19 protein-coding genes and 3 pseudogenes are annotated in these 19278 nt (G+C 63.1%); 16 read left to right on the top strand and 6 right to left on the bottom strand.

The features are described from left to right. A pseudogene (locus tag FJ973_RS22110) lies at nt 1-356 on the bottom strand (NAD(P)(+) transhydrogenase (Re/Si-specific) subunit alpha); the annotation flags it as partial. 168 nt (nt 357-524) lie between these two features. Between FJ973_RS22110 and FJ973_RS22105 the strand changes: the two are divergent. The 9 genes from FJ973_RS22105 (at nt 525) to FJ973_RS22065 (ending at nt 7899) form a co-directional block, all read left to right on the top strand. Then, the gene (locus FJ973_RS22105; protein WP_140557701.1) at nt 525-2327 is read left to right on the top strand and encodes an IlvD/Edd family dehydratase; all 1803 of its coding nucleotides are present in this window, start codon (nt 525-527) and stop codon (nt 2325-2327) included. Between the two features lie 159 nt (nt 2328-2486). Further along, nucleotides 2487-3554, top strand: a complete 1068-nt coding sequence (locus FJ973_RS22100) for a PilN domain-containing protein (protein WP_140557699.1) — start codon at nt 2487-2489, stop codon at nt 3552-3554. Then, the gene (locus FJ973_RS22095; RefSeq protein ID WP_140496491.1) at nt 3551-4159 is read left to right on the top strand and encodes a GspMb/PilO family protein; all 609 of its coding nucleotides are present in this window, start codon (nt 3551-3553) and stop codon (nt 4157-4159) included. Before FJ973_RS22100 ends, FJ973_RS22095 begins: the two co-directional genes overlap by 4 nt. Beyond that, a complete protein-coding gene (locus tag FJ973_RS22090; RefSeq protein WP_140496494.1) occupies nt 4156-4647 on the top strand; it encodes a hypothetical protein in 492 nt (163 codons plus the stop codon). Before FJ973_RS22095 ends, FJ973_RS22090 begins: the two co-directional genes overlap by 4 nt. A 10-nt stretch (nt 4648-4657) precedes the next feature. Next, nucleotides 4658-5977, top strand: a complete 1320-nt coding sequence (locus FJ973_RS22085) for a type II secretion system F family protein (RefSeq protein WP_181169861.1) — start codon at nt 4658-4660, stop codon at nt 5975-5977. Nucleotides 5978-5989: 12 nt separating this feature from the next. Next, nucleotides 5990-6430, top strand: coding sequence for a type II secretion system major pseudopilin GspG (gspG, locus tag FJ973_RS22080; protein ID WP_140496499.1), 441 nt, complete (start codon nt 5990-5992; stop codon nt 6428-6430). A 37-nt stretch (nt 6431-6467) separates the two neighbouring features. Continuing rightward, entirely contained in the window at nt 6468-6887 is a 420-nt protein-coding gene (locus tag FJ973_RS22075) for a hypothetical protein (protein WP_140557696.1), read from the top strand. Beyond that, complete coding sequence (locus tag FJ973_RS22070; RefSeq protein WP_140524045.1) at nt 6884-7252, top strand: prepilin-type N-terminal cleavage/methylation domain-containing protein; 369 nt, start codon at nt 6884-6886, stop codon at nt 7250-7252. The genes FJ973_RS22075 and FJ973_RS22070 overlap by 4 nt, the downstream gene beginning before the upstream one ends. Further along, a complete protein-coding gene (locus tag FJ973_RS22065) occupies nt 7249-7899 on the top strand; it encodes a prepilin-type N-terminal cleavage/methylation domain-containing protein (RefSeq protein WP_140496507.1) in 651 nt (216 codons plus the stop codon). Before FJ973_RS22070 ends, FJ973_RS22065 begins: the two co-directional genes overlap by 4 nt. Nucleotides 7900-8035: 136 nt before the next feature. On the opposite strand, the pseudogene FJ973_RS31450 reads toward FJ973_RS22065, so the two are convergent. Then, nucleotides 8036-8370: pseudogene (locus FJ973_RS31450) on the bottom strand (DDE-type integrase/transposase/recombinase); the annotation flags it as partial. Nucleotides 8371-8738: 368 nt separating this feature from the next. Between FJ973_RS31450 and FJ973_RS22055 the strand changes: the two are divergent. After that, the gene (locus tag FJ973_RS22055; protein WP_140557692.1) at nt 8739-10478 is read left to right on the top strand and encodes an FAD-dependent oxidoreductase; all 1740 of its coding nucleotides are present in this window, start codon (nt 8739-8741) and stop codon (nt 10476-10478) included. Between the two features lie 121 nt (nt 10479-10599). On the opposite strand, the pseudogene FJ973_RS22050 reads toward FJ973_RS22055, so the two are convergent. The 3 genes and pseudogenes from FJ973_RS22050 to FJ973_RS22040 form a co-directional block, all read right to left on the bottom strand. Next, nucleotides 10600-11305, bottom strand: a pseudogene (locus FJ973_RS22050) (aldehyde dehydrogenase family protein); the annotation flags it as partial. A gap of 14 nt (nt 11306-11319) precedes the next feature. Further along, nucleotides 11320-11490, bottom strand: a complete 171-nt coding sequence (locus tag FJ973_RS22045) for an iron-containing alcohol dehydrogenase (protein WP_140557690.1) — start codon at nt 11488-11490, stop codon at nt 11320-11322. 100 nt (nt 11491-11590) lie between these two features. Further along, nucleotides 11591-12517 carry a LysR family transcriptional regulator gene (locus FJ973_RS22040; protein WP_140496511.1) on the bottom strand — a complete coding sequence of 309 codons (927 nt, stop codon included), beginning with the start codon at nt 12515-12517 and terminating at the stop codon, nt 11591-11593. 63 nt (nt 12518-12580) lie between these two features. Between FJ973_RS22040 and FJ973_RS31445 the strand changes: the two genes are divergently transcribed. Then, complete coding sequence (locus FJ973_RS31445; protein WP_246675924.1) at nt 12581-13042, top strand: hypothetical protein; 462 nt, start codon at nt 12581-12583, stop codon at nt 13040-13042. Between the two features lie 184 nt (nt 13043-13226). Beyond that, entirely contained in the window at nt 13227-14126 is a 900-nt protein-coding gene (locus tag FJ973_RS22030; protein WP_318012478.1) for a DeoR/GlpR family DNA-binding transcription regulator, read from the top strand. Here FJ973_RS22030 and FJ973_RS31440 read toward each other — a convergent pair. After that, nucleotides 14092-14484, bottom strand: coding sequence for a hypothetical protein (locus tag FJ973_RS31440; RefSeq protein WP_246675922.1), 393 nt, complete (start codon nt 14482-14484; stop codon nt 14092-14094). The two genes, FJ973_RS22030 and FJ973_RS31440, sit on opposite strands and share 35 nt — an antisense overlap. Nucleotides 14485-14688: 204 nt before the next feature. Here FJ973_RS31440 and FJ973_RS31435 point away from each other — a divergent pair, with 204 nt between their 5' ends. From FJ973_RS31435 to FJ973_RS22010, 4 genes are all read left to right on the top strand, one after another. Next, nucleotides 14689-15213, top strand: coding sequence for a nucleotide-binding domain containing protein (locus FJ973_RS31435; RefSeq protein ID WP_246675920.1), 525 nt, complete (start codon nt 14689-14691; stop codon nt 15211-15213). A 223-nt stretch (nt 15214-15436) separates the two neighbouring features. After that, the gene (gene pdxA, locus FJ973_RS22020) at nt 15437-16468 is read left to right on the top strand and encodes a 4-hydroxythreonine-4-phosphate dehydrogenase PdxA (protein WP_210240113.1); all 1032 of its coding nucleotides are present in this window, start codon (nt 15437-15439) and stop codon (nt 16466-16468) included. Nucleotides 16469-16509: 41 nt separating this feature from the next. After that, entirely contained in the window at nt 16510-17994 is a 1485-nt protein-coding gene (gene aldA / locus FJ973_RS22015) for an aldehyde dehydrogenase (protein ID WP_140513323.1), read from the top strand. A gap of 76 nt (nt 17995-18070) precedes the next feature. Beyond that, nucleotides 18071-19213, top strand: a complete 1143-nt coding sequence (locus FJ973_RS22010; protein WP_140557683.1) for a substrate-binding domain-containing protein — start codon at nt 18071-18073, stop codon at nt 19211-19213. Nucleotides 19214-19278 lie beyond the last annotated feature (65 nt).

Here is a 19278-nt window from a genome sequence, read left to right as displayed (position 1 = left end):
AATTCCATCGCAAAGGCGGTCACCCCGGCCTTGGCCAGCGCCGCGACGGCGGCGTCATTGCCATACGGATCCATGATAGCGATGACCGCAGCGCCTGACTTGTAGCTTTTCAGCTCCGCATCAGTCGGCCGGCGCACCTTCAGAATCACATCCGCACGGGCCGCATCGGATGCGGAACCAATGGTGGCACCGGCCTTCGCGTAGTCTTCGTCGGCGATGCGGGACAGTGTGCCCGCTCCGCTCTCAACCACCACGTCGAAGCCAAGGGCGGCTATGCGCTTCACCGTATCGGGCGACGCCGCGACACGGGGTTCGCCCGAGCCGCCCTCGGCGGGAATGAAGATGATCTGGCTCACGCTTGGCTACCCCTCCCCGGCACGCGGCGCATCTGCGCGCCTGCCGTATCGTTCACATCTTACTACAATCCACAAAATGGGCAATTTGTCCACATATCTGATTGAGGGTACTTGTCCGCCAGTTGCCGATGCCATATCGATGGCCAAACGGCGGTTCTGGAGGTGTAAATGTCCAAGATCAATGGTGCGAAGCGGCTACGCTCGCGCGAGTGGTTCGACAATCCGGACAATCCCGGCATGACGGCGCTCTACCTCGAACGCTATCTGAACTATGGGCTGGCCCGCGAAGAACTGCAGTCCGGAAAGCCGCTTATCGGCATCGCCCAGACGGGCTCGGACCTGTCACCTTGCAACCGGCATCATATCGAGCTCGCCAAGCGCGTGCGCGACGGCATTGTGGCCGCCGGCGGCGTGCCGCTGGAATTCCCGGTCCACCCGATCCAGGAGACAGGCAAGCGGCCCACCGCCGCGCTCGACCGCAACCTCGCCTATCTCGCTCTCGTCGAGTTGCTTTATGGCTATCCGCTGGATGGCGTCGTGCTGACCATCGGCTGCGACAAGACCACCCCGGCGCTGCTGATGGCCGCGGCCACCGTCAACATTCCAGCCATAGCGCTGTCCGTCGGCCCGATGCTGAACGGCTGGCACAAGGGCGAACGCACCGGCTCCGGCACGGTCGTGTGGAAGTCACGCGAAAGGCTGGCGGCAGGAGAGATCGACTACGACCAGTTCATGGACATCGTCGCTTCATCGGCGCCGTCCGTCGGCTACTGCAACACGATGGGCACGGCGACGACGATGAACTCGCTGGCCGAGGCGCTCGGCATGCAGTTGCCGGGCTCCGCCGCCATTCCAGCACCCTATCGCGAGCGCGGCCAGATCGCCTACCAAACCGGCAAGCGCATCGTCGACATGGTGCGCGAGGACTTGAAACCCTCCGACATCATGACGCGGGAAGCCTTCGAGAACGCCATCGTCGTCAATTCTGCCATCGGCGGCTCGACCAATGCGCCGATCCACCTCAACGCCATCGCGCGGCATCTCGGCGTGTCGCTGACCGTCGATGACTGGCAGAAGGTCGGTCACCACGTTCCGCTGATCGTAAATCTCCAGCCGGCCGGTGAATATCTCGGCGAGGACTATCATCATGCGGGCGGTGTGCCGGCCGTGGTGGCAGAGCTGATGAAGGCCGGCTTGCTGCCGCATCCTGGAGCCATGACCGTCAACGGCCGCACGATCGGCGACAATTGCGCCGCGGCAGAGAATCTCGACGGCAAGGTCATCCGTACCGTGGCCAATCCGCTCAGGAAGGATGCCGGCTTCATCAACCTGAAAGGCAATCTGTTCGATTCCGCAATCATGAAGACGTCGGTCATCTCGCCGGAGTTTCGCGACCGCTATCTGTCAAATCCGCGAGACCCCGATGCCTTCGAGGGCGTCGCCGTCGTCTTCGACGGTCCGGAAGACTACCACTGTCGCATTGAGGATCCGTCACTCAGCCTGAACGAGAATACCATCCTGTTCATGCGCGGAGCCGGCCCAGTCGGTTATCCGGGCGGCGCCGAAGTCGTGAATATGCAGCCGCCAGCCTACCTGCTGAAGGCGGGCATCCACTCGCTTCCCTGCATCGGCGATGGCCGTCAGTCCGGCACTTCCGGCTCTCCATCGATCCTCAACGCCTCGCCCGAGGCGGCCGTCGGTGGTGGCCTTGCGCTGCTGCGTACGGGTGACCGGGTACGCATCGACCTGCGCAAGGGGACCGCCGACATCCTCGTGTCGGACGACGAGATCAAGCGCCGTCGCGTCGACCTGCAGAACGAGGGCGGCTATGCATATCCGAAGCATCAGACACCCTGGCAGGAGATCCAGCGGTCAATGGTTGACCAGTTGTCCGAGGGAATGGTTCTGAAGCCGGCGGTGAAGTACCAGAACATCGCCGTCACCAGCGGCCTGCCGCGCGACAATCATTAGGACAGTTCCTACTTGGGTCTGCGTTCAAGATCGGTGCTCGATTGGCGAAGAACTGTGACTGATTTGGAATTAGGGCCTGAAGATGCGCTATGATTTGTATTCACGCGGGCGACGGAACTCCGGATCCGGTGCCGGCTTCTGCTCTGGGGTTTGACCGGAATGGCTTATCCTTTCACCGCGGCGATCCGCGGCTTGGATGACTGGATCGCGGGACCGGCCTCCCTGCTGGATGAACTTGCGCGCGTCAAATCCGGCAGCCGCGTGGTCGCGCGGGTCGCGGACGATGGGAGCGCGTTTGAAATCGAGCCGGCGACGAGCCGAAAGCCGTCAGCACCCCTGTTGATACTAATTTCTCCAGACACGCAGGCGCCGGCCGCATTGCGCGCCGCGGTGAATGGAAAGGCGGTCCATCTCGGCATCCCGGCGAGCTGGGTAATCGCGCGCCGGATCGAACTGCCGATGGAGGCTGCCAGCCACGTCGAAGGCATCGTTACGTCGCGGATGGGCGCGCTTTCGCCATTGCCTGCTTCCGATATCTATTTCGGCCACAGGGTCCTCGGGATCAGCCGTGAGGCGCGGCAGATCACCGTCGCCGTCGCAATCGTTCCGAGGTCGCGTGTCGCTGCTGCCTTGGCCTGCCTGAATGTGGCCGAGGCCCGCCAGGTCGTGATCTCGGCGCCGTTTCCGGAAGGCGATGCCGTGGAAGTATTGACACAGCGGCAACGGGTCACCGGCACGCGTGGCCGGATAAAGTTTGTCCTTGCCGGAGTTCTGGGCGTAAGCCTAGTTGCTGCAGTCACGGCTCCGGCGGTGCGGCCGATGATCCAGAACAACTATGCCGAGCGCCGCGCCGCCGTCGAGATCCGGGCCGAGAAGGCGCGCCAGGCAATCGCGCTGGCGGCGACTCCGGACAAGGCTGAAACAGCGCCTGAGCAGGAGGCGCTGAATATCAAGGACGACGCGATAAGCGCGCTGGGAGCATTGGACGACCTGGCTCAGGTTTTGCCGACGCATTCCTATGCCATTGAGGTGTCCTTCGCCAATGGCCGCATGCGTCTCTCGGGCCGGACCAAGGACCTACCCGAAGTACTGACCGCGCTGGAATCATCGGGTCGCTTCGAAGACAGCAAGCTGGTCGGATCGGCCCTGCGCGGCGAGGATGGCGTTACCTCGGAGTTCGAGGTCGATACCCGCCCGCTCATCCGCACGGGAGGTTCGCTGCGATGAGGACGACACCCCTGTGGCGCGACACGCGGCTTCAATCCCTGGTCGTCATGGCCCTGCTGGTCGTCGGAGCTCTTGTACTCGTCGCCGATACGCTGCTGTCCTGGCGCGCGGAGGCGGGCGCGCTGGCGCTCTATGAGGAACGTACCGCCTTGCTCGAAAGCAAGGCGTCCACTTCCCCGGTTCCCCAAGGCGCGAACCAGGCTCTGGATCCCGGCGAGGGCAAGATTCTTCTCGATGCGCAAACCAGTGGGCTCGTCTCGGCCGAATTCCAGAGTCTGCTCTCCAACCGCGTTGAACGCGTGGGTGCCGTTATCCGGCGCGTCGATGTTCCCACAGACGGTCAGGTCGCCGATATAGGCGATCCTCAGTTGGAGTCTTTGGAACGCATTCGTTTAACTGCCGATATCGAGGTTATGGAGCAATCGCTGCCCGATCTCATGTATGCCATCGAGGCAAGCTCGCCCGTCATGGTCGTTGATAGCTTCAGGCTTCGGTTGAACCGAAACGTCGATCTGGGGGGAAATCAGACCTCGGGTTCCATGGATCGGCCGCTGTCGCTGAACGTCATGCTGTCGGCCTTCCGGGAGAAGGGACCCCAGTCATGATGACCATGCTGGGCGCGACAATGATGCTCGCCGCCATCGCGGCCTCTTCGAGCCTGTCCTTCGGCGCAGAAAAGCTATCGGTCAGGGAACGCCAGGTGAGCGACTATGCGGCGCTTCGGGATCGGCCCCTGTTCTCGCCGGACCGGACTGCCCCGATCGCGTTCGGTGCCCCCGAGCCGGAACCTATTGTCGTGCAGCCCGAGCCGGAACCCGAGCCCCCGCCTGCCGCGGCGCCCGAGTGGCAATTGGTTGGCATCGTGCGGTCGGAAAGGCTCAACAGCGCGACCTTCACCACCCCGGCCGAAATGGCGGCCTTCACGCTGCGCACGGGGGAAAGCCGGGAAGGTTGGACCCTGAAGGAAGTCGGCCAGTTCGAAGTCAAGCTCGATGGAGCGGGAGGACGCGCCTCGCTGCGGTTTTCGGATGAGGCAAGCGGTGAACAAATGTTGCCACCGGAGGAGCCGGTGCCCACGCCTTCAGGGGGTTGATCCAAATGGAGTGGTTGCACATTCCGAGCCTCCGGCAGGGATTAATGGAGCGAGTTTCTTTCACAGACAGCAATCAGGAACGAACGTCTCCAGTAGAGGCGTACAGTTAGGAAATTTGGCCTCCATGGTCTCCACGGCATTCGCATACAAGGCTTTGAATGGCGAGGGTCGTCTCGAACTCGGGCGGATCGATGCGTCCGATTCCGACGATGCCGTCCAGAAGCTCGGGGCGCGCGGGCTGATCCCGGTAAGTGTCGAACCGAGGCAGTCTGCATCGCGCGCACCGCTGTTTTCGACCCGGATACCGGCGTCGCAGGTCACGCGGCTGCTCTCCGACCTGTCGATCATGCTGAATGCGGGGATCCGGATCGACGAAGCGCTGGCGATCATGGAAAAGGAATTCGACAGCGGCAGGCTTCAGCCCGTGGTTGCCGGCATTCGCACCGACCTGGCGTCGGGCAACTCGTTCTCCAGAGCGCTGGAAGCCTGGCCCGCTCTGTTCCCGGCGTTCCAGGTCGCCATGGTTCGTGTCGCGGAGACCTCCGGCAAGTTACCCACCCTCCTGTCGCGCATCGTGCAGGAGCGCCAGCATTTCGAGGCATTGCGGGCCAAAGTCAGCGAGGCGCTGCGGTATCCGGCAGTCCTGTTTGCCGGCACGATCTGCGTACTGGTCTTCTTCCTGGTGGGGGTCGTTCCTCAGTTCGAACCGATGCTCATGCAGAGCGGCAAGAAGGACACGCTGATGGTGGTGATGTTCGCGGTCTCGAATTTCCTGCGCGCTTATGGGCTGGTCCTTTTGCTTGCGGCTTCGATACTCGTATTGCTGGGGTTCGTGGCGGCGCGGCGGGGCCTTCTCTGGGCATGGCTTTGGGGTTTCGCCAAGAAACTTCCGCTTTTGTCGGAGATACCGGGGAGCTATCGGACGGGGCGCTTCGCCCGTCTCCTGGGCATCATGGTCGAGACCGGCGTGGCGGTTCCTGTGGCTTTCAAGCTCATCAGCGATACCGTCGACCACGGCGAGGCCGCGCGGGCACGCGCGCAGCAGGCGTCCGACGCGCTGAGGCAGGGGAATAGGCTTGGCCATGCGCTTGAGATTCTTCAGCTTCCCCCGCTGGCGGTGCGCATGTTGAGGCTCGGCGAGCAAAGTGGCGAACTCGCAGGGCTGGCCTATCGTGTCGCCGACTTCTATGAAGTGCGGCTGGAGCGTTCGCTGTCCCGTATCGTCGGGCTTGTCGGCCCTGCGGCAGTGGCAACCATCAGTATCTTGATCGGTGGTATGATCGTGTCGATCATGTCCACCCTCATGTCATTCAACGACATGGTCCGCTAGGAGGCTGTTTGCATGAGCGTTCATTTCGCAGTTGGTCCCAATCTCATGCAGCGCAAGCGTGCCCGGCGCCGCGAGGCAGGCTTTACGCTGATCGAGATGCTGGTCGTGCTGGCCATCATCGGCCTGATCTCGGCGCTCGTCGGTCCTCGTGTTCTCGCGCAGTTGTCCGACTCGCGCGTGCGTGCGGCGAAGCTTCAGATCGAGGCGTTTTCCAGCGCGCTCGACATCTTCTACATCGATGTCGGCCGTTATCCGGTGCAGGCCGAGGGGCTGGGAGCGCTGGTGCGCAAGCCCTCGACCATCCAGGTCTGGAACGGGCCATACGTTCGCGGCGAGACCGTTCCGCTCGATCCGTGGGGCCATGAATACAGATACGCAAGCGACGGAAAGACGTTCAACATCACCACCGACGGGCCCGGTGGGCGCGGCTCCAATGTGTCCGCCCAGCCCTAAGGGCAACAGCAACCGCAAAAGGACGCAACGCGGTGTCGTGCTGCTCGACGTGGTCGCGGCGCTTGCGATCGTCGCTCTCGCGGCCTTCGTGCTGATGCCGCGCCCGCGTTCCAGCATCGGGGCTGCCGAGCTTTCTGGCGAGGCGGTTCGTGTCAGCGGGGAGTTCCGCAAGGGCAGAGCGAAGGCGCTGACCACGGGCAGCGTCGCCGACGTGAGGGTCGATCCGGGAAACAAACGCATCCAGGTGGATGGCGCCAATCCGATCTCGATCAGGGATGGGGTGGCCATGAACTGGGTCACGTCGGACCGGTGTCCCATACGAGGCGGAACCAGAGCCTTGCGCTTCCTTGCCGACGGACGGTCGTGTGGGGGCGTCATGACACTGTCCGCCAGCGGCCGGGAGATCGAACTGCGCGTCGACTGGTTGACCGGCCGCGTGGAAATGAGCCCGAAATGACAGGACGGCGCAGACGCGGCTTCACGCTGATCGAGGTTCTGGCCTCGCTTGCCGTCGCCGTGCTGCTGATCGTTCCGATCGCGCGCATGATCACGGGCACCGCAGGTGCGTTCGCGGGTCTGGAACGATCGACCGAACGCCGTGTCGGCATGCAGGCTGCCATGGCGGCGGCGATGACCCTTAACCCGTTGCGAACGGGCCGGCGCGTGATCGGAGGCTTCACGGTCATCGTGGAACCGTACCGCTTCGAACGCGGCACTGCCCTGGCTCGCGCCGGATGGCAGCTTTACTCCGTCACCGTTCGCAGCACCGACGGATCGGATGACGACGCGATGCAGACCGTGCGCCTCGGCAAGCGGCAATGACAAGGAAACGCAGCGCTCGGGCCGGCTTCACGCTGATCGAGGCATTGGCTTCGCTGGTGCTTGCGACGATGCTGTTTGGCGGGCTGGCACTCTACACCGGAACCTGGCTGCGCCAATGGCAGGGGATAATCGCCAGAGGCGGGCAGGAGGACACGGTGGCGGTGATTCTCGACCGGATGGTCGAGGATCTGGAGGCGGCGCAGCCCGGCTATTCCAACCCGGAGGGAGCCGCTGCGATCCGCTTCACCGGCCATGCCGACGAGGTCACCTTCGAGCGCCCAGCGCTCGGCTACGAGCCGCGTGCGGGACTTGATGACATCACCTATTCGATGGGTCGGGCCGGAGCCGACGAGGCCCTCATTCGTGCCCGCCGCGATCACAGGATGGGCGAGGGCGGGGAGGATCTTCCGCTGGTGCGAGGCGATCTGAAGCTTTCGTTCAGCTATGCCGGGCCGGACGGCGCGCTCAGCCCCGAATGGACAAGCACCAACCGCATGCCGTCACTCGTCCGTATCGAGATATCCGGCAGTTCTCCGCGTCCCTGGCGGCAATGGGCCTATGCGCGGTTACGCGTCGAGCTGCCCGCGCGTTGCGGCGCGGCCGAAGCGCTCGCGCCGTGTCTGCAGCGCTACGGCATCGGCTTCTGAACTCCGCAGGGCTGTACGATTGGCGCCGATAACAGGCTTGCAAAACAGCGTGGCATGCAGACGGCGCAAGGCTGCCGCTGGCTATCGACATTCGCGGGCTCTGTCGCAAATCGTTCTTTTGTTTTCGCGTCGCTGATCAGGCTGCCAGGATCTCGAACTGCTCGGCGATCGAGGGAGATGGATTGTAGGCAAACCTCGCCTGCTGTCTGCGCATCATGTGAACCATCTCCATGCCAGTGAGAATAACCTCGGCGGTCGCATTCACTTGAAGCCGAACATGGAGTGGATGCGGCGCTTGACGCGTCGATGGTTCTGTTCGATCCAATTATTGAGGTACTTGCTGTTGCGGATGTGAATCGGCTTCGGTGAACGTCGCGGGCGGTCCCGCAGACGGCTTTCAGCATCGCAGGAAATGACCGCCTCGCGGTTGGTTTGGCTGCCGTCGGTGACAATGCGTTCCGGCCTGCCGTAACCCAGCGGCGACCGAAGGTCGTCTCGATTTCCTGCAATGCCTTGCTCGCCCGGTTGCGTCAACGCGACCTGCTGCGAGGCTTTGAGGAGCGAGCCATGCTCGCCCAGCGCGAGTAGGAGCCGCAACTGTTTCAGGTGGATCCTGGAAACGATCGAGTGGAGCGGTGGGGCCATGCCTGGGTTGAGTAAACGTTATACCGAGATCACATCTTCTCAGTTGTCGCGCGAGCGAATGCTGCAATACTCCGGCCGGCCAAGTCTCTGCGGCGATCACGATTAATGAGTTTCGCTGTTCAGGCCCAGATCCAAACAATCCCGAATGCGCTGGCCCGAATGCGCTGGTCTAAAAATATCAGGAGGAGAACGTAATGACAGTCAGCCGACGCTCATTGTTGAAGGCCGGCGCCGGAATCGCCGCCGCAGGGGTGGCCAGCAGCATATTGCAGCCGAGCATTGCCAATGCCGCGGACCCGCGCGTAGCCGATATCGTCGTTGTGGGTTGCGGCTCGGCGGGCCTCGGGGCCGCAGTCGCCGCCGCAGAGGCGGGCGCGTCGGTTATTGTCCTCGAGGCGCAACCGCACATCGGGGGACGTGGCATCGTCAGCTCAGGCAACATTCCCCTGGGAGGCGGAACCCCTGCCCAGATGGCGGCCGGCATCGCGGACTCGCCAGACCTCCTGTATCGCGACCTTACCGACTGGTCCATCGTCCAGGCGAACGGCTTTCCGAGCTACCGCTATAACGATCGCGAGCTGATCCGGGCATTTGCCGACGTCAACGTCGACCTTTACAACTTTCTGGTCCGCCATGGCGTCGTGTGGACGACATCCAGGCCCGACAATGTCGGCGGCAATGAGGTCGGCAACTCGGTGAACCGTATGATGCATACGGCGATCATGAACTACGTCTCGGTCCGGACCGGCTTGCCGGTAGCCGCGAGCCAACAGCGGACGACGTCTCAAGGGCCCGGCTTCATATATCCGCTGGAGGCCGCGGCAAAGGCGCGTGGCGTGAAGATCCTGCTGAATTACCGTTTGGAGTCACTGCTGCGGACGAAAGCGGGCGTGGTCGGGGTCGTAGCCTCCAATCAGGGCCGCCTCGTTAACATTCAGGCACGCAAGGGCGTAGTGATTGCGAGTGGCGGCGGAAACGGCAATGTGGAATACCGCCGACAGTTCGACCCACGGCTCACCGCGGAGTACTGCGGCGTCGCTGGCGAGCCCTATTCCTTCCAGGACGCCAGCGGCATACTCGCAGGGCTGAATGTCGGCGCGTCGCTCGCGGGCACGTACAACCAGACTGGAGAGTTCGGCACTAACATCACCAAGCCAACCGCCATCGGAACGCGGTACAACTACTCGTTCCTGCAGTGGGGGCCCAATAGCCCTGTCTTCCACCTTGCGAAAGCTTCGGGACTAGCCAACGTCAACAACCAGAACGTTATCCATGTAAACATGATCGGGAGGCGGTTCTACGACGAAACGGGAGGTCAATTCGGGACGAACAGCGCTGGCTCGGTCAACCCGTACACTCAGGGCAGCTACCTGAACGCCAAGAACATCACATACAACCCGCAAAACTGGATCAACGCCGCTCTGGCTGGAATCGGCGACGGCCACAACGGCGGTGGCCCGATCTGGGCCATCTTCGATGCAGATGCCGTGGCCCGCCAGAGATGGAATGTGGCGCCGCCCTTCGTCGATCCCGATGGATTCTTCTTCCAGGCAAACACGCTGGAGGAACTCGCACAGAAGATCGTCATGCCGCATCAGCGGGTTCCGATGCCGGCAAGCAACCTGGTCGAAACGGTGACGCGGTACAACAGCTTTGTTGACGCGGGTGCCGACGCCGACTTCGGCAAACCGACACCCCAATACAAGATCCAACGGGGCCCCTTCTATGCCGCCTGGTCGACGCCGGTGATCCACGACGCCCGGTCCGGCCTGCGCATCAACGGCTCAAGCCAGGTCCTCGACTATGCCTCTCAGGTGATTCCCGGCCTCTACGCCGCCGGCGAAGCTGCTGGCGGATTCAGTCAGCACGGGAACGGTCGAGCTCTCTCTCAGGGCATCATCGCAGGAAGGCACGCAGCCTCCAGTTCGTATTAGCAGGACTACAGCTCTCAACAATAGTCCCGCCAGGCCTCTCGGTCCGGCGGGACTACCTGTTCCTCGGACCCGAGGCCAGTGATTCCAGCACCGGCGGCATGAAGAACTTGGCCATGCGCGCGACACAGGCCTGCGCGATGCGCTGGCCGGTGGCCACCGGGCCGGTGAAGCTGATCGCGTTGACGCGTTTGTCGTCCAGCAGCACCTGGCCCACTTCGGAGCCGCGGCCCATCACCAGGTTGAACACCCCGCTGGCAGGCCCGCGCGGTGCAGGATGTCGGCGATGGCCCAGGCGCTGCCGTATACGAGATCGGCGGGCTTGAGCACCACGGCGTTGCCGCAGGCCAAGGCCGGGGCGATCTTCCAGGCGGGGATCGCGATGGGGAAGTTCCAGGGCGTGATCAGGCCCACGACGCCTACGGGCTCGCGGGTGACTTCCACGCCGACGCCGGGCGTACGGAAGGCACCACGTCGCCGCCGACACGCAGCGCTTCGCCGGCAAAGAACTTGAAGATGTTGCCGGCCCGTGCCACCTCGCCGATGGCCTCGGGCAGGGTCTTGCCTCCCTCGCGGGCGAGCAGGTCGCCCAGTTCGGCCTTGCGCGCCAGGATCCCGGCGCCGGCGGCGTCGAGGATGTCGAAGCGCTGCTGCGGGGTGGACAGGCCCCAGGCGGACTGGGCCTGGGTGGCTGCGGCGATGGCCTGCCTGGCTTGGGCCGCCTCGGCTTGCGCGAACTCGCCAATGACGTCGCGCGTGTCCGAGGGGTTGATGTTGCGCGAGACGCGAGGGCCTTCGACCCACTCGCCGCCGATCAGGTTGTTGAACATAGTGTGCTTGCTTCCTAAAGGCTGGCTTCGAGCATCGCTTCGTAACCGGTGTCGGATGCCACGCGCGGGTTGGTCAGGTGACTGTGGTCCTTCAAGGCGCCCGGACGATGTCGGGGAACATCGCGCGCCACGCCCAGTTGGGCCAAGCCCGTCGGCAAGCCGAGCCGCTCGGTCATGGCGCGCACGGACGGCCCCCCTCGGCCCCGCTGGCCAGGTCCATCGCCTTGCCCATGCGGCACCCTGGCGGATACAGCGCTGACCGGCGCGGTCGCGCCGACCTGATGCTCAGGACTGGCGATGGACCAATTCGTCGATCAGCAGTTTGGCGGCGGGCGGAACCCACGCCCCCTTGCGGGTGACGAGCTCATAGGCCTCGCTTCGCGACGCCAGGGCCAGCGGCAGGATGCGCGTCATCTGCCGGTGCGCGAAGAACTGCGCGACTTCGATCGACACCAGGGCCACGAAGGACGGGTTGGCCTGCAGCAGCGCCAGCGTCGCAAAAGCGGAGGTCGTCTCGAGCAGGTGCTGCGGGAACCGGATCCCGCAATCGCGGTATTCGCGTTCGAGCAAGAGCCGCATCGGCATGTTCGCGCGGTATACCACCCATCGGTATGGCGCCAGCTCCTGCAGGGTGAGCTTCTTCGCGTGCCGGAGCGGATGGCCGACGTTCGCGATCACCGCGAGCGTTTCATCCTGGAGCTTCACGCTGTCGTAGACCTGCGGCGCCTGGCTGATGGTCGTGCGGCAGATCGCCAGGTCGAGCCGGCCGGCTTCGAGCTGGGCCAGCAGGGCGGCGCTGGTGTCCTCGACGATCTCGACGGACAAGTCGGCCTGCCGCGCAACGAGCGCGGAGATGGCATCGGTGAGCAGCGGCACCGCGCCCATGATGACGCCGGCCGCCACCCGCCCGCCCTGGCCACGCATGATTCCGACGATCTCGTCGCGCAGGTGCGCGAGATCCGTCTGGATCAGGCGCGCATAGCGGATCACGCAATGGCCGACGGCATTGGGCTCCAGGCCCCGGTTGGTGCGAACGAACAGCGGCGTGCCGAAGGTCGTCTCGATTTCCTGCAATGCCTTGCTCGCGCCCGGTTGCGTCAACGCGACCTGCTGCGAGGCCTTCAGGAGCGAGCCGTGCTCGCCCAGCGCGACCAGGAGCCGCAGCTGTTTCAGGTGGAGCCTGGAAATGATCGAGTGGAGCGGTGGGGTCATGCCTGGATTGCGTAAATGTTATATCGAGATCATATCGACCGCAAGCATTTCAAATGAAGATCATTGGCGGTTTCGCCACCGAACAGCGGGACCCGCGTGGGGCCAACCCAGCCGCTGTACCAACAGCGCGTCGGCGAACCAGGACCCGCCAGTGCGTGGAAGGCCTCGGCGCTCGACGGCCGCGAAGGTGCCGATCGTCGTTCCGACAGTGCCGTGGGTCGCAGCAAGATGCGTAAGCTCGTCTGCCAAGTCGGCCGCCGTCTCGTCATCCCGGGCAAGCCCCAGGGCATCGAGAACTCCGACGACGCTCGCCTCGTCAGAAGATCCTCCGCGGGCCGAGTTGCCAGCCAGCGCCAAGCCAATTCGGCCGGCGGGACCGACGTCGTCTCCAGGTCGCGTCAGCAGAACGGCATCACGAAGTGCCGCTTCATCGTCTACACCCCCCATCTGCCGCGCCGTTACCGCCGCCGCAGAAAGTTTTTTGACGAAACTGCTCGTTTTTCAACCTCTTCCGACCAAGGTTGACCACGTTTGATCAGCATATTCGGTCAAAAACCAGTCAAAATAATTCTAACCAAGCCAAAACGGTGGGAATTCGCCCACCAAGATGACAAACGATTGGGCTTGCTGGATGGATTCATGATATTTGCGGCAGATCGCTCGCGTGATTCAGGCGAGCGCGTTTGCGGCACCGTGCGGAGATACAAACGTGGCAAGGAATGTCCGAAAATCAGCGGTGGAGGACATGGCGCCCTCGGCGTCCGCCGGGTCATGGGAAGACGATGGCGGGCGCGGACGGGTCGATTTGATTCCGGCCAAGCGTCATGCCTTCATCCTCGAATGCCTTAAACGGCAAGGAGCCGTAGGCGTTCAGGAGCTCATCGATCTCATCGGCGCATCGCCTTCGACGATCCGGCGCGATCTCGAGACGCTTGAACGGCAGGGAGCACTGGAGCGAACGCATGGCGGGGCGATGCTTCAACGCACGGAACTCGCCACCTTCGAGCCGGATCTCGCCACCGCGGCGCATTTCGCCAGGGCAGAGAAAGAGGCCATCGGTGCCGCCATGATGTCGGAACTCCGCGCCGGCCAAAGCGTCATTTTCGACGCAAGCACGACCGTGCTGGAAGTCGCCCGCGCCATCGCCGCGACGCCTATTCCGCTTACCGCCGTTACCAACAGTCTTGCGATCGCGCAGATACTTGCAGCCGTGCCGGAAGTACGTCTCGTCATGCTTGGCGGCACCTGCAAGCCGGGCTCACTGACCCTGGTCGGCCAGCCCGGCGAGAATTTCCTGCGAACCATCCACGCCGATGTGGCCATTCTTGGGACCCATGCCATCACCGGAGACATGCTCACGGAGACCTCGCTAGAGGTTGCGGCGATGAAGCAGGCGATGATCGCGGCGGCGCGCCGTGTCGTCGTGCTTGCGGACAATTCGAAGTTCACTGCCCCCAATTTCTGCACCATCTGCCGTCTGGCCGATATCCACCAGATCATTACCGACGAGGGCATCGATCAGGCTCACCTCACCAATCTTCGGACGCTCGATGTGAACGTCCGCGTCGTGCGCGTCAGCCGTCCAGGTTCTTCAGTTGAGCGCTCTTGAGATTGCGGATATCCGGGTCGTAGCCGACGACCTGACCGGCGCCCTGGACAGCGCGGTTTCCTTCGCATCGCCCGGCCACGGCATTGGGGTGAGCTGGCGACTGGACGGTCCGTTTTCGGGGCGCATGGCTGTCGATGTCGCCACACGAGAGGGCGCCGAGGCCACGGCCGTCGCCAGGCACCAGGCGCTCGCGCCATGGCTCGCCGCCGGACAGCTGAGTTTCAAGAAGATCGACAGCCTTTTGCGCGGTCACGTCATCGCCGAAATAGAAGCCTGCATCGTCGAGGGGACGTACCAGCGCGTTGTGCTGGCGCCTGCTTTCCCGTTTCAGGGGCGCGTTACGCGCGTCGGACGCCAATGGCGGCTCGATCGCCCCGAAATGGTAGGTCCCGACCTCCTCGCCGACCTCGGCCAGCGCTTTTCGGCCGGGCGTTCAACACCGGGGGCACGGTCGGCTCATTTCATCACCCTCTACGATGCCGAAACGGACACGGACCTGGACAAGATCGTCGCAACGGCCGGAATGCCGGAGGCACGGATCTTGTGGGTCGGTACAGGCGGCTTGGCGGCGGCACTCGCCCGGCACATGAAAGCACAGCAGAAGCCTGCTCTTGCGTTATCCGGGCCGTTCCTTGGCCTGGTCGGCACAAATCACGAGGTCACAGCGGGACAGGTGGCCCTCTTTGCCGCCCGGCATGCGGATGCGCATATCGTTATCGAACGCGACATCGACAAAGCGAGAAAGCGCTTGGCGGAGCGGATGATGCAAGGCGCGCCATCAATTGTCAGCGTCGCTGCATCGGGTGATCGCCACGCGGTGGCGGATCATATCGGCAAGGTGTTTGCCTCGCTTCTCGAAGGTTTGCCAAGGCCCGGCACGTTGCTCGTCACTGGCGGCGAAACATTGCGGTCGGTGTGCGACAGCCTAGGCGCCGTCGAACTCACGGTCGAAAGCGAGATCGAGCCGGGGCTGCCGGTTTCCGTCATCAAAGGCGGCGTTTTCGAGGGGCTGGCCACGATTTCGAAATCGGGCGCGTTCGGCGACAGCGCCCTGCTCTGCAGGCTTGCCGCTCTCGCGCGTTCCTGATCAGGACGATCGCCGGCGAAGACGCGGCACATCCGCCTTGCCGGTCAAATAGCGTCAAAAAACACTGCGAAGCCGAGCGCGGTCGAGATTTCAGCCCGCAGAGGGAGAGGCGCAGTCCGATCAGCCGTGAAATTTGATTGCGAATGATCGCGAAAGAAAACTATTGCGCATATCTGGCCAGAAGGATTAGAAGATGATCACAATTGACCGGTATGGGGTGTTTATGTCTGGTCCAAGGCTCGGCATCACAATGGGTGATCCCGCGGGCATCGGCCCCGAGATCATCGCGAAGGCATGCGCACGGCTGAAACCGCGCCTTGCCGAGGGGTCACTGTCGCTTCTCATCATCGGCAGCGTCACCGCGATGCGCGCGATGGAGTCCATTTCAGGACGTATCGAGCGGGAAGAACCGTCGGCTTCGCCCAACGGACATTTTCCGCCCGTGGCCATTCTTGAGGCCGGACCAGAGCGGATACCCATAGAGACAGGCGTCATGTCGGCCGAAGGCGGGCGCCTTGCCTACCTGGCCATCGAAAAGGCTGTTCGCCTGGCTCAGGCCGGCTCGATTGCAGGCATCGTTACGGCTCCTCTCAACAAGGAAGCGCTCAACCTGGCCGGCTATCACTATGCCGGCCATACCGACATGCTGGCGGAGCTGACAGGCGCACGCGATTCCGTGATGATGCTTGCCCATGGCGATTTTCGCGTCAGCCATGTCTCGACCCATGTGGCGCTGGCTCAAGTTCCCTCGAAACTGACCGGACCTCGTTTGCGCCGGGTTATCAAGTTGACTGTCGAGGCATTGCAGGGCCTCGGCATTGCGCATCCGCGCATTGCGATTGCCGCGCTCAACCCGCACGCTGGCGAAGGCGGCATTTTCGGTCGTGAGGATATCGACATCACGACCCCGGTCGTCGCCTCTTACACATCGCCCGATTTCACCGTGGTTGGACCTGTTCCGGGCGACACGGTCTTCGTCAAGCTACGTGCCCGTCAGTATGATGCGGTGGTCGCGATGTATCACGATCAGGGCCATGTTCCGGTGAAGCTGCTCGGCTTCAATGTCGATCCCGCGACCGGTGAATGGAAAGCGCTCTCCGGTGTCAATGTGACGCTCGGCCTTCCGATCATTCGTACCTCCGTCGACCACGGCACGGCCTTCGACATCGCCGGCAAGGGCATCGCCAACGAGGACAGCCTGGTCGAGGCGATCGAGTTCGCCGTCCAGATGGCCGCGGCAAAATCCAAACCTTAGGCGCCGGCACGCCTGCAACGCACGAAGAAGCGGATCGAACCATGGCTGTAGAGACGTCCCATCTCATGCTGATCGACGGCAGATTTGTCACCGGCGAAGCCGGCACGCGCCCGGTGATCAACCCGGCCAACGGCAAGGCTTTTGTCGACGTGCCCGAGGCAAGTCCGGATCAGGCTCGCCAGGCGATAGAGGCAGCCCGTAAGGCGCAGAAAGCCTGGGGGCTCAAATCACCCCTCGCCCGTGCGGCGATCATGAAGCGGATCGCGGTCTTGATCCGGCAGAACGCCCGACATCTGGCCGAGGTGGTCGTCAGGGAACAAGGCAAGCCGATCAATGAGGCCATGGGTGAAGTCGGCGGTGCGGCCGAGTTCTTCGACTACTACGCCGAGTTTGCCCGCCGCATTCAAGGTGAGATCCTGCCATCCGACTATGCGGGAGAGCAGGTCTGGATCCAGCGCGTACCCGTAGGCGTCGTCGCCGCCATCATTCCCTGGAATTATCCGAGCGCCCTGGTCAGCCGAAAGGTGGCGCCCGCCATGATCGCCGGCGACACCATCGTCCTCAAACCGCATGAAGACACGCCGCTTTCGGCGCTCGAAATGGCTCGCATCTTTGTGGAAGCGGGCGTGCCGGACGGCGTGGTCAACATCATAACAGGACGAGGCGAAACCATAGGCGAGGTGCTGTGCACGGAACCCGGCGTCGACCTCATCACCATGACCGGAAGCGTGCCGACCGGCAAGCGCATCATGGCGAATGCCTCGCGCAACCTGACGCCCGTTTCGCTGGAGCTTGGCGGCAAGGCCCCCTTCATCGTCCTGGCCGATGCCGATCTCGAGCTGGCGGTGCGGTCGGCGGCCACTTCGCGCTACATGAATTGCGGGCAGGTCTGCATATGCAACGAACGCACGCTCGTTCACCGTTCGATTTACGATCAGTTCGTCACGCGCTTCGTGGAGTTCTCGAAGTCGCTGGTCGTCGGTGATCCGATGCAGGCGAATACCGATATCGGTCCCAAAGTCAGTCGTGAGGAATTGGAAAAGGTCGAGGTGGTCCTGGCGGAAGCCGTCGCGGGCGGCGCGAAGCTGGCTCTGGCCGGCGGACGCCCGGCCAAGGCGCCGATCGACGGCGGCTACTGGCTCAATCCGACCGTATTGACCGACGTGACGCCCGACATGCCGATCATGACGCGGGAAATCTTCGGCCCGGTCGTGCCGATCATGCCCTTCGACACCTTCGAGGAGGCAGTCAGCATCACCAATGCCAGTCGCTATGGCCTGTCGGCCTATCTTTTCACCAACGATCTGGGTCGCGTCATGAACGCCGTCAACGAGGTTTCGTTTGGCGAAATCTATGTGAACCGGATCGGGCCAGAAATGCTGCAGGGCTTCCATGTCGGCTTCCGCGAGAGCGGATTGGGCGGCGATGACGGCGTACACGGGCTCGAGAGCTACATGCGCAAGAAGACGGTCTACGTGAATTACTCGGGTGCCGCCACGGCGGCATTGATGCCTTACGGGCGCTGAACAGCGCCCAGACAGTACGACCAGCCAGGTCGCTACCCGGCCAAAATGGCCGTTTCATCTCATCGGGAGGAATAAAATGCACTATCGTGGATTCATGGCGGCGGCTTTGGCCGTGGCACTGTCAGGACTGGCCGCATCTTCGGCGATCGCCGACGACACCATTCCACCGGAAGCAAAGGCGCTGCTTGAGCCGCTGCCCCTATCGCCGAGAGGCCAACCCGTTCCGGGCTTCCCGGACGGTCCACCGGCGGTGTCGCCAGACGTGCTGAAATTCTCCGATGCCGACCTTGCAAAGCTGAAGGCCGGAAAGTTCACCGCCGGGTTGGTGATGCACACCATGGATGCCGGCTGGCCCCAATTGCAGGTGGCCGGGATCTCGAACACGCTCAAGGATTTTGGCATCGAGGTTGTCGGAACCACCGACGCCAAGTTCCAGCCCGGCCAGCAGATCAGTGATCTCGAGCAGATGATCGCACGCAAGCCGGATGTGATCTTCTCGATCCCGATCGATCCGAAGTCCGAATCCGAAGCCTACAAGAAGGCGGCGGCAGCCGGCATCAAGCTGGTTTTCATGGACAACGTTCCGGTCGATATGGCGCCGGGCAAGGACTATGTGTCCGTTGTCGCTTCCGACAATGAGAAGAACGCCTATTTCGCCGCGCAGGAACTTGTCGGGGCCATTGGCGGCAAGGGCGAGGTCGGCATCATCACGCTGGTCTATGACTACTACTACTCTGTCGCGGCCCGCAAGGTCGGCGCACTCAAGGCATTCGGCGAACACCCCGACATCAAGGTCGCGGACGTCGGTACCTTCACCGCGCCTGAGAAGGCCTACGAGGTCGCCACCGCCATGTTGACGGCGCATCCCGACATGAAGGGCATCTTCGTTGCCTGGGACACGCCCGCGCAGCAGGTCGTGGCCGCGGCCAAGACACTCGGCCGCGACATCGTCATCACCACGAATGACATTGCCGCAGACAGCGCGCTGAACGTTGCACGTGGCGAGTTTCTGGCCGTGGGTGCGCAACGCCCCTATGACCAGGGTGTCGCGGAGGCCAAGGCGGCCGCGCTTGCTCTGCTTGGACATGACGTCCCGCCGTACATTTCGGTACCGACGTTGCGCGTCAAGAAGCTCGACCTTCTCAGTGCCCTTAAGCAGGTCACCAAGGAAGATGCGCCGGCTTCGGTGGTGAAAATCTGCAACGGCGAGTGCTTCTAGAGCAGTTCACCGTTTCACGGAAACGGCGAACCGCTCTATCTCTTTGTTTTTGCGCAATTCCAGAC

Source organism: Mesorhizobium sp. B2-1-3, from assembly GCF_006442495.1.
Taxonomy (GTDB): domain Bacteria; phylum Pseudomonadota; class Alphaproteobacteria; order Rhizobiales; family Rhizobiaceae; genus Mesorhizobium.
Note: the sequence above shows the minus strand (reverse complement) of the source record. Positions and strands in the feature narration are given on the sequence as shown.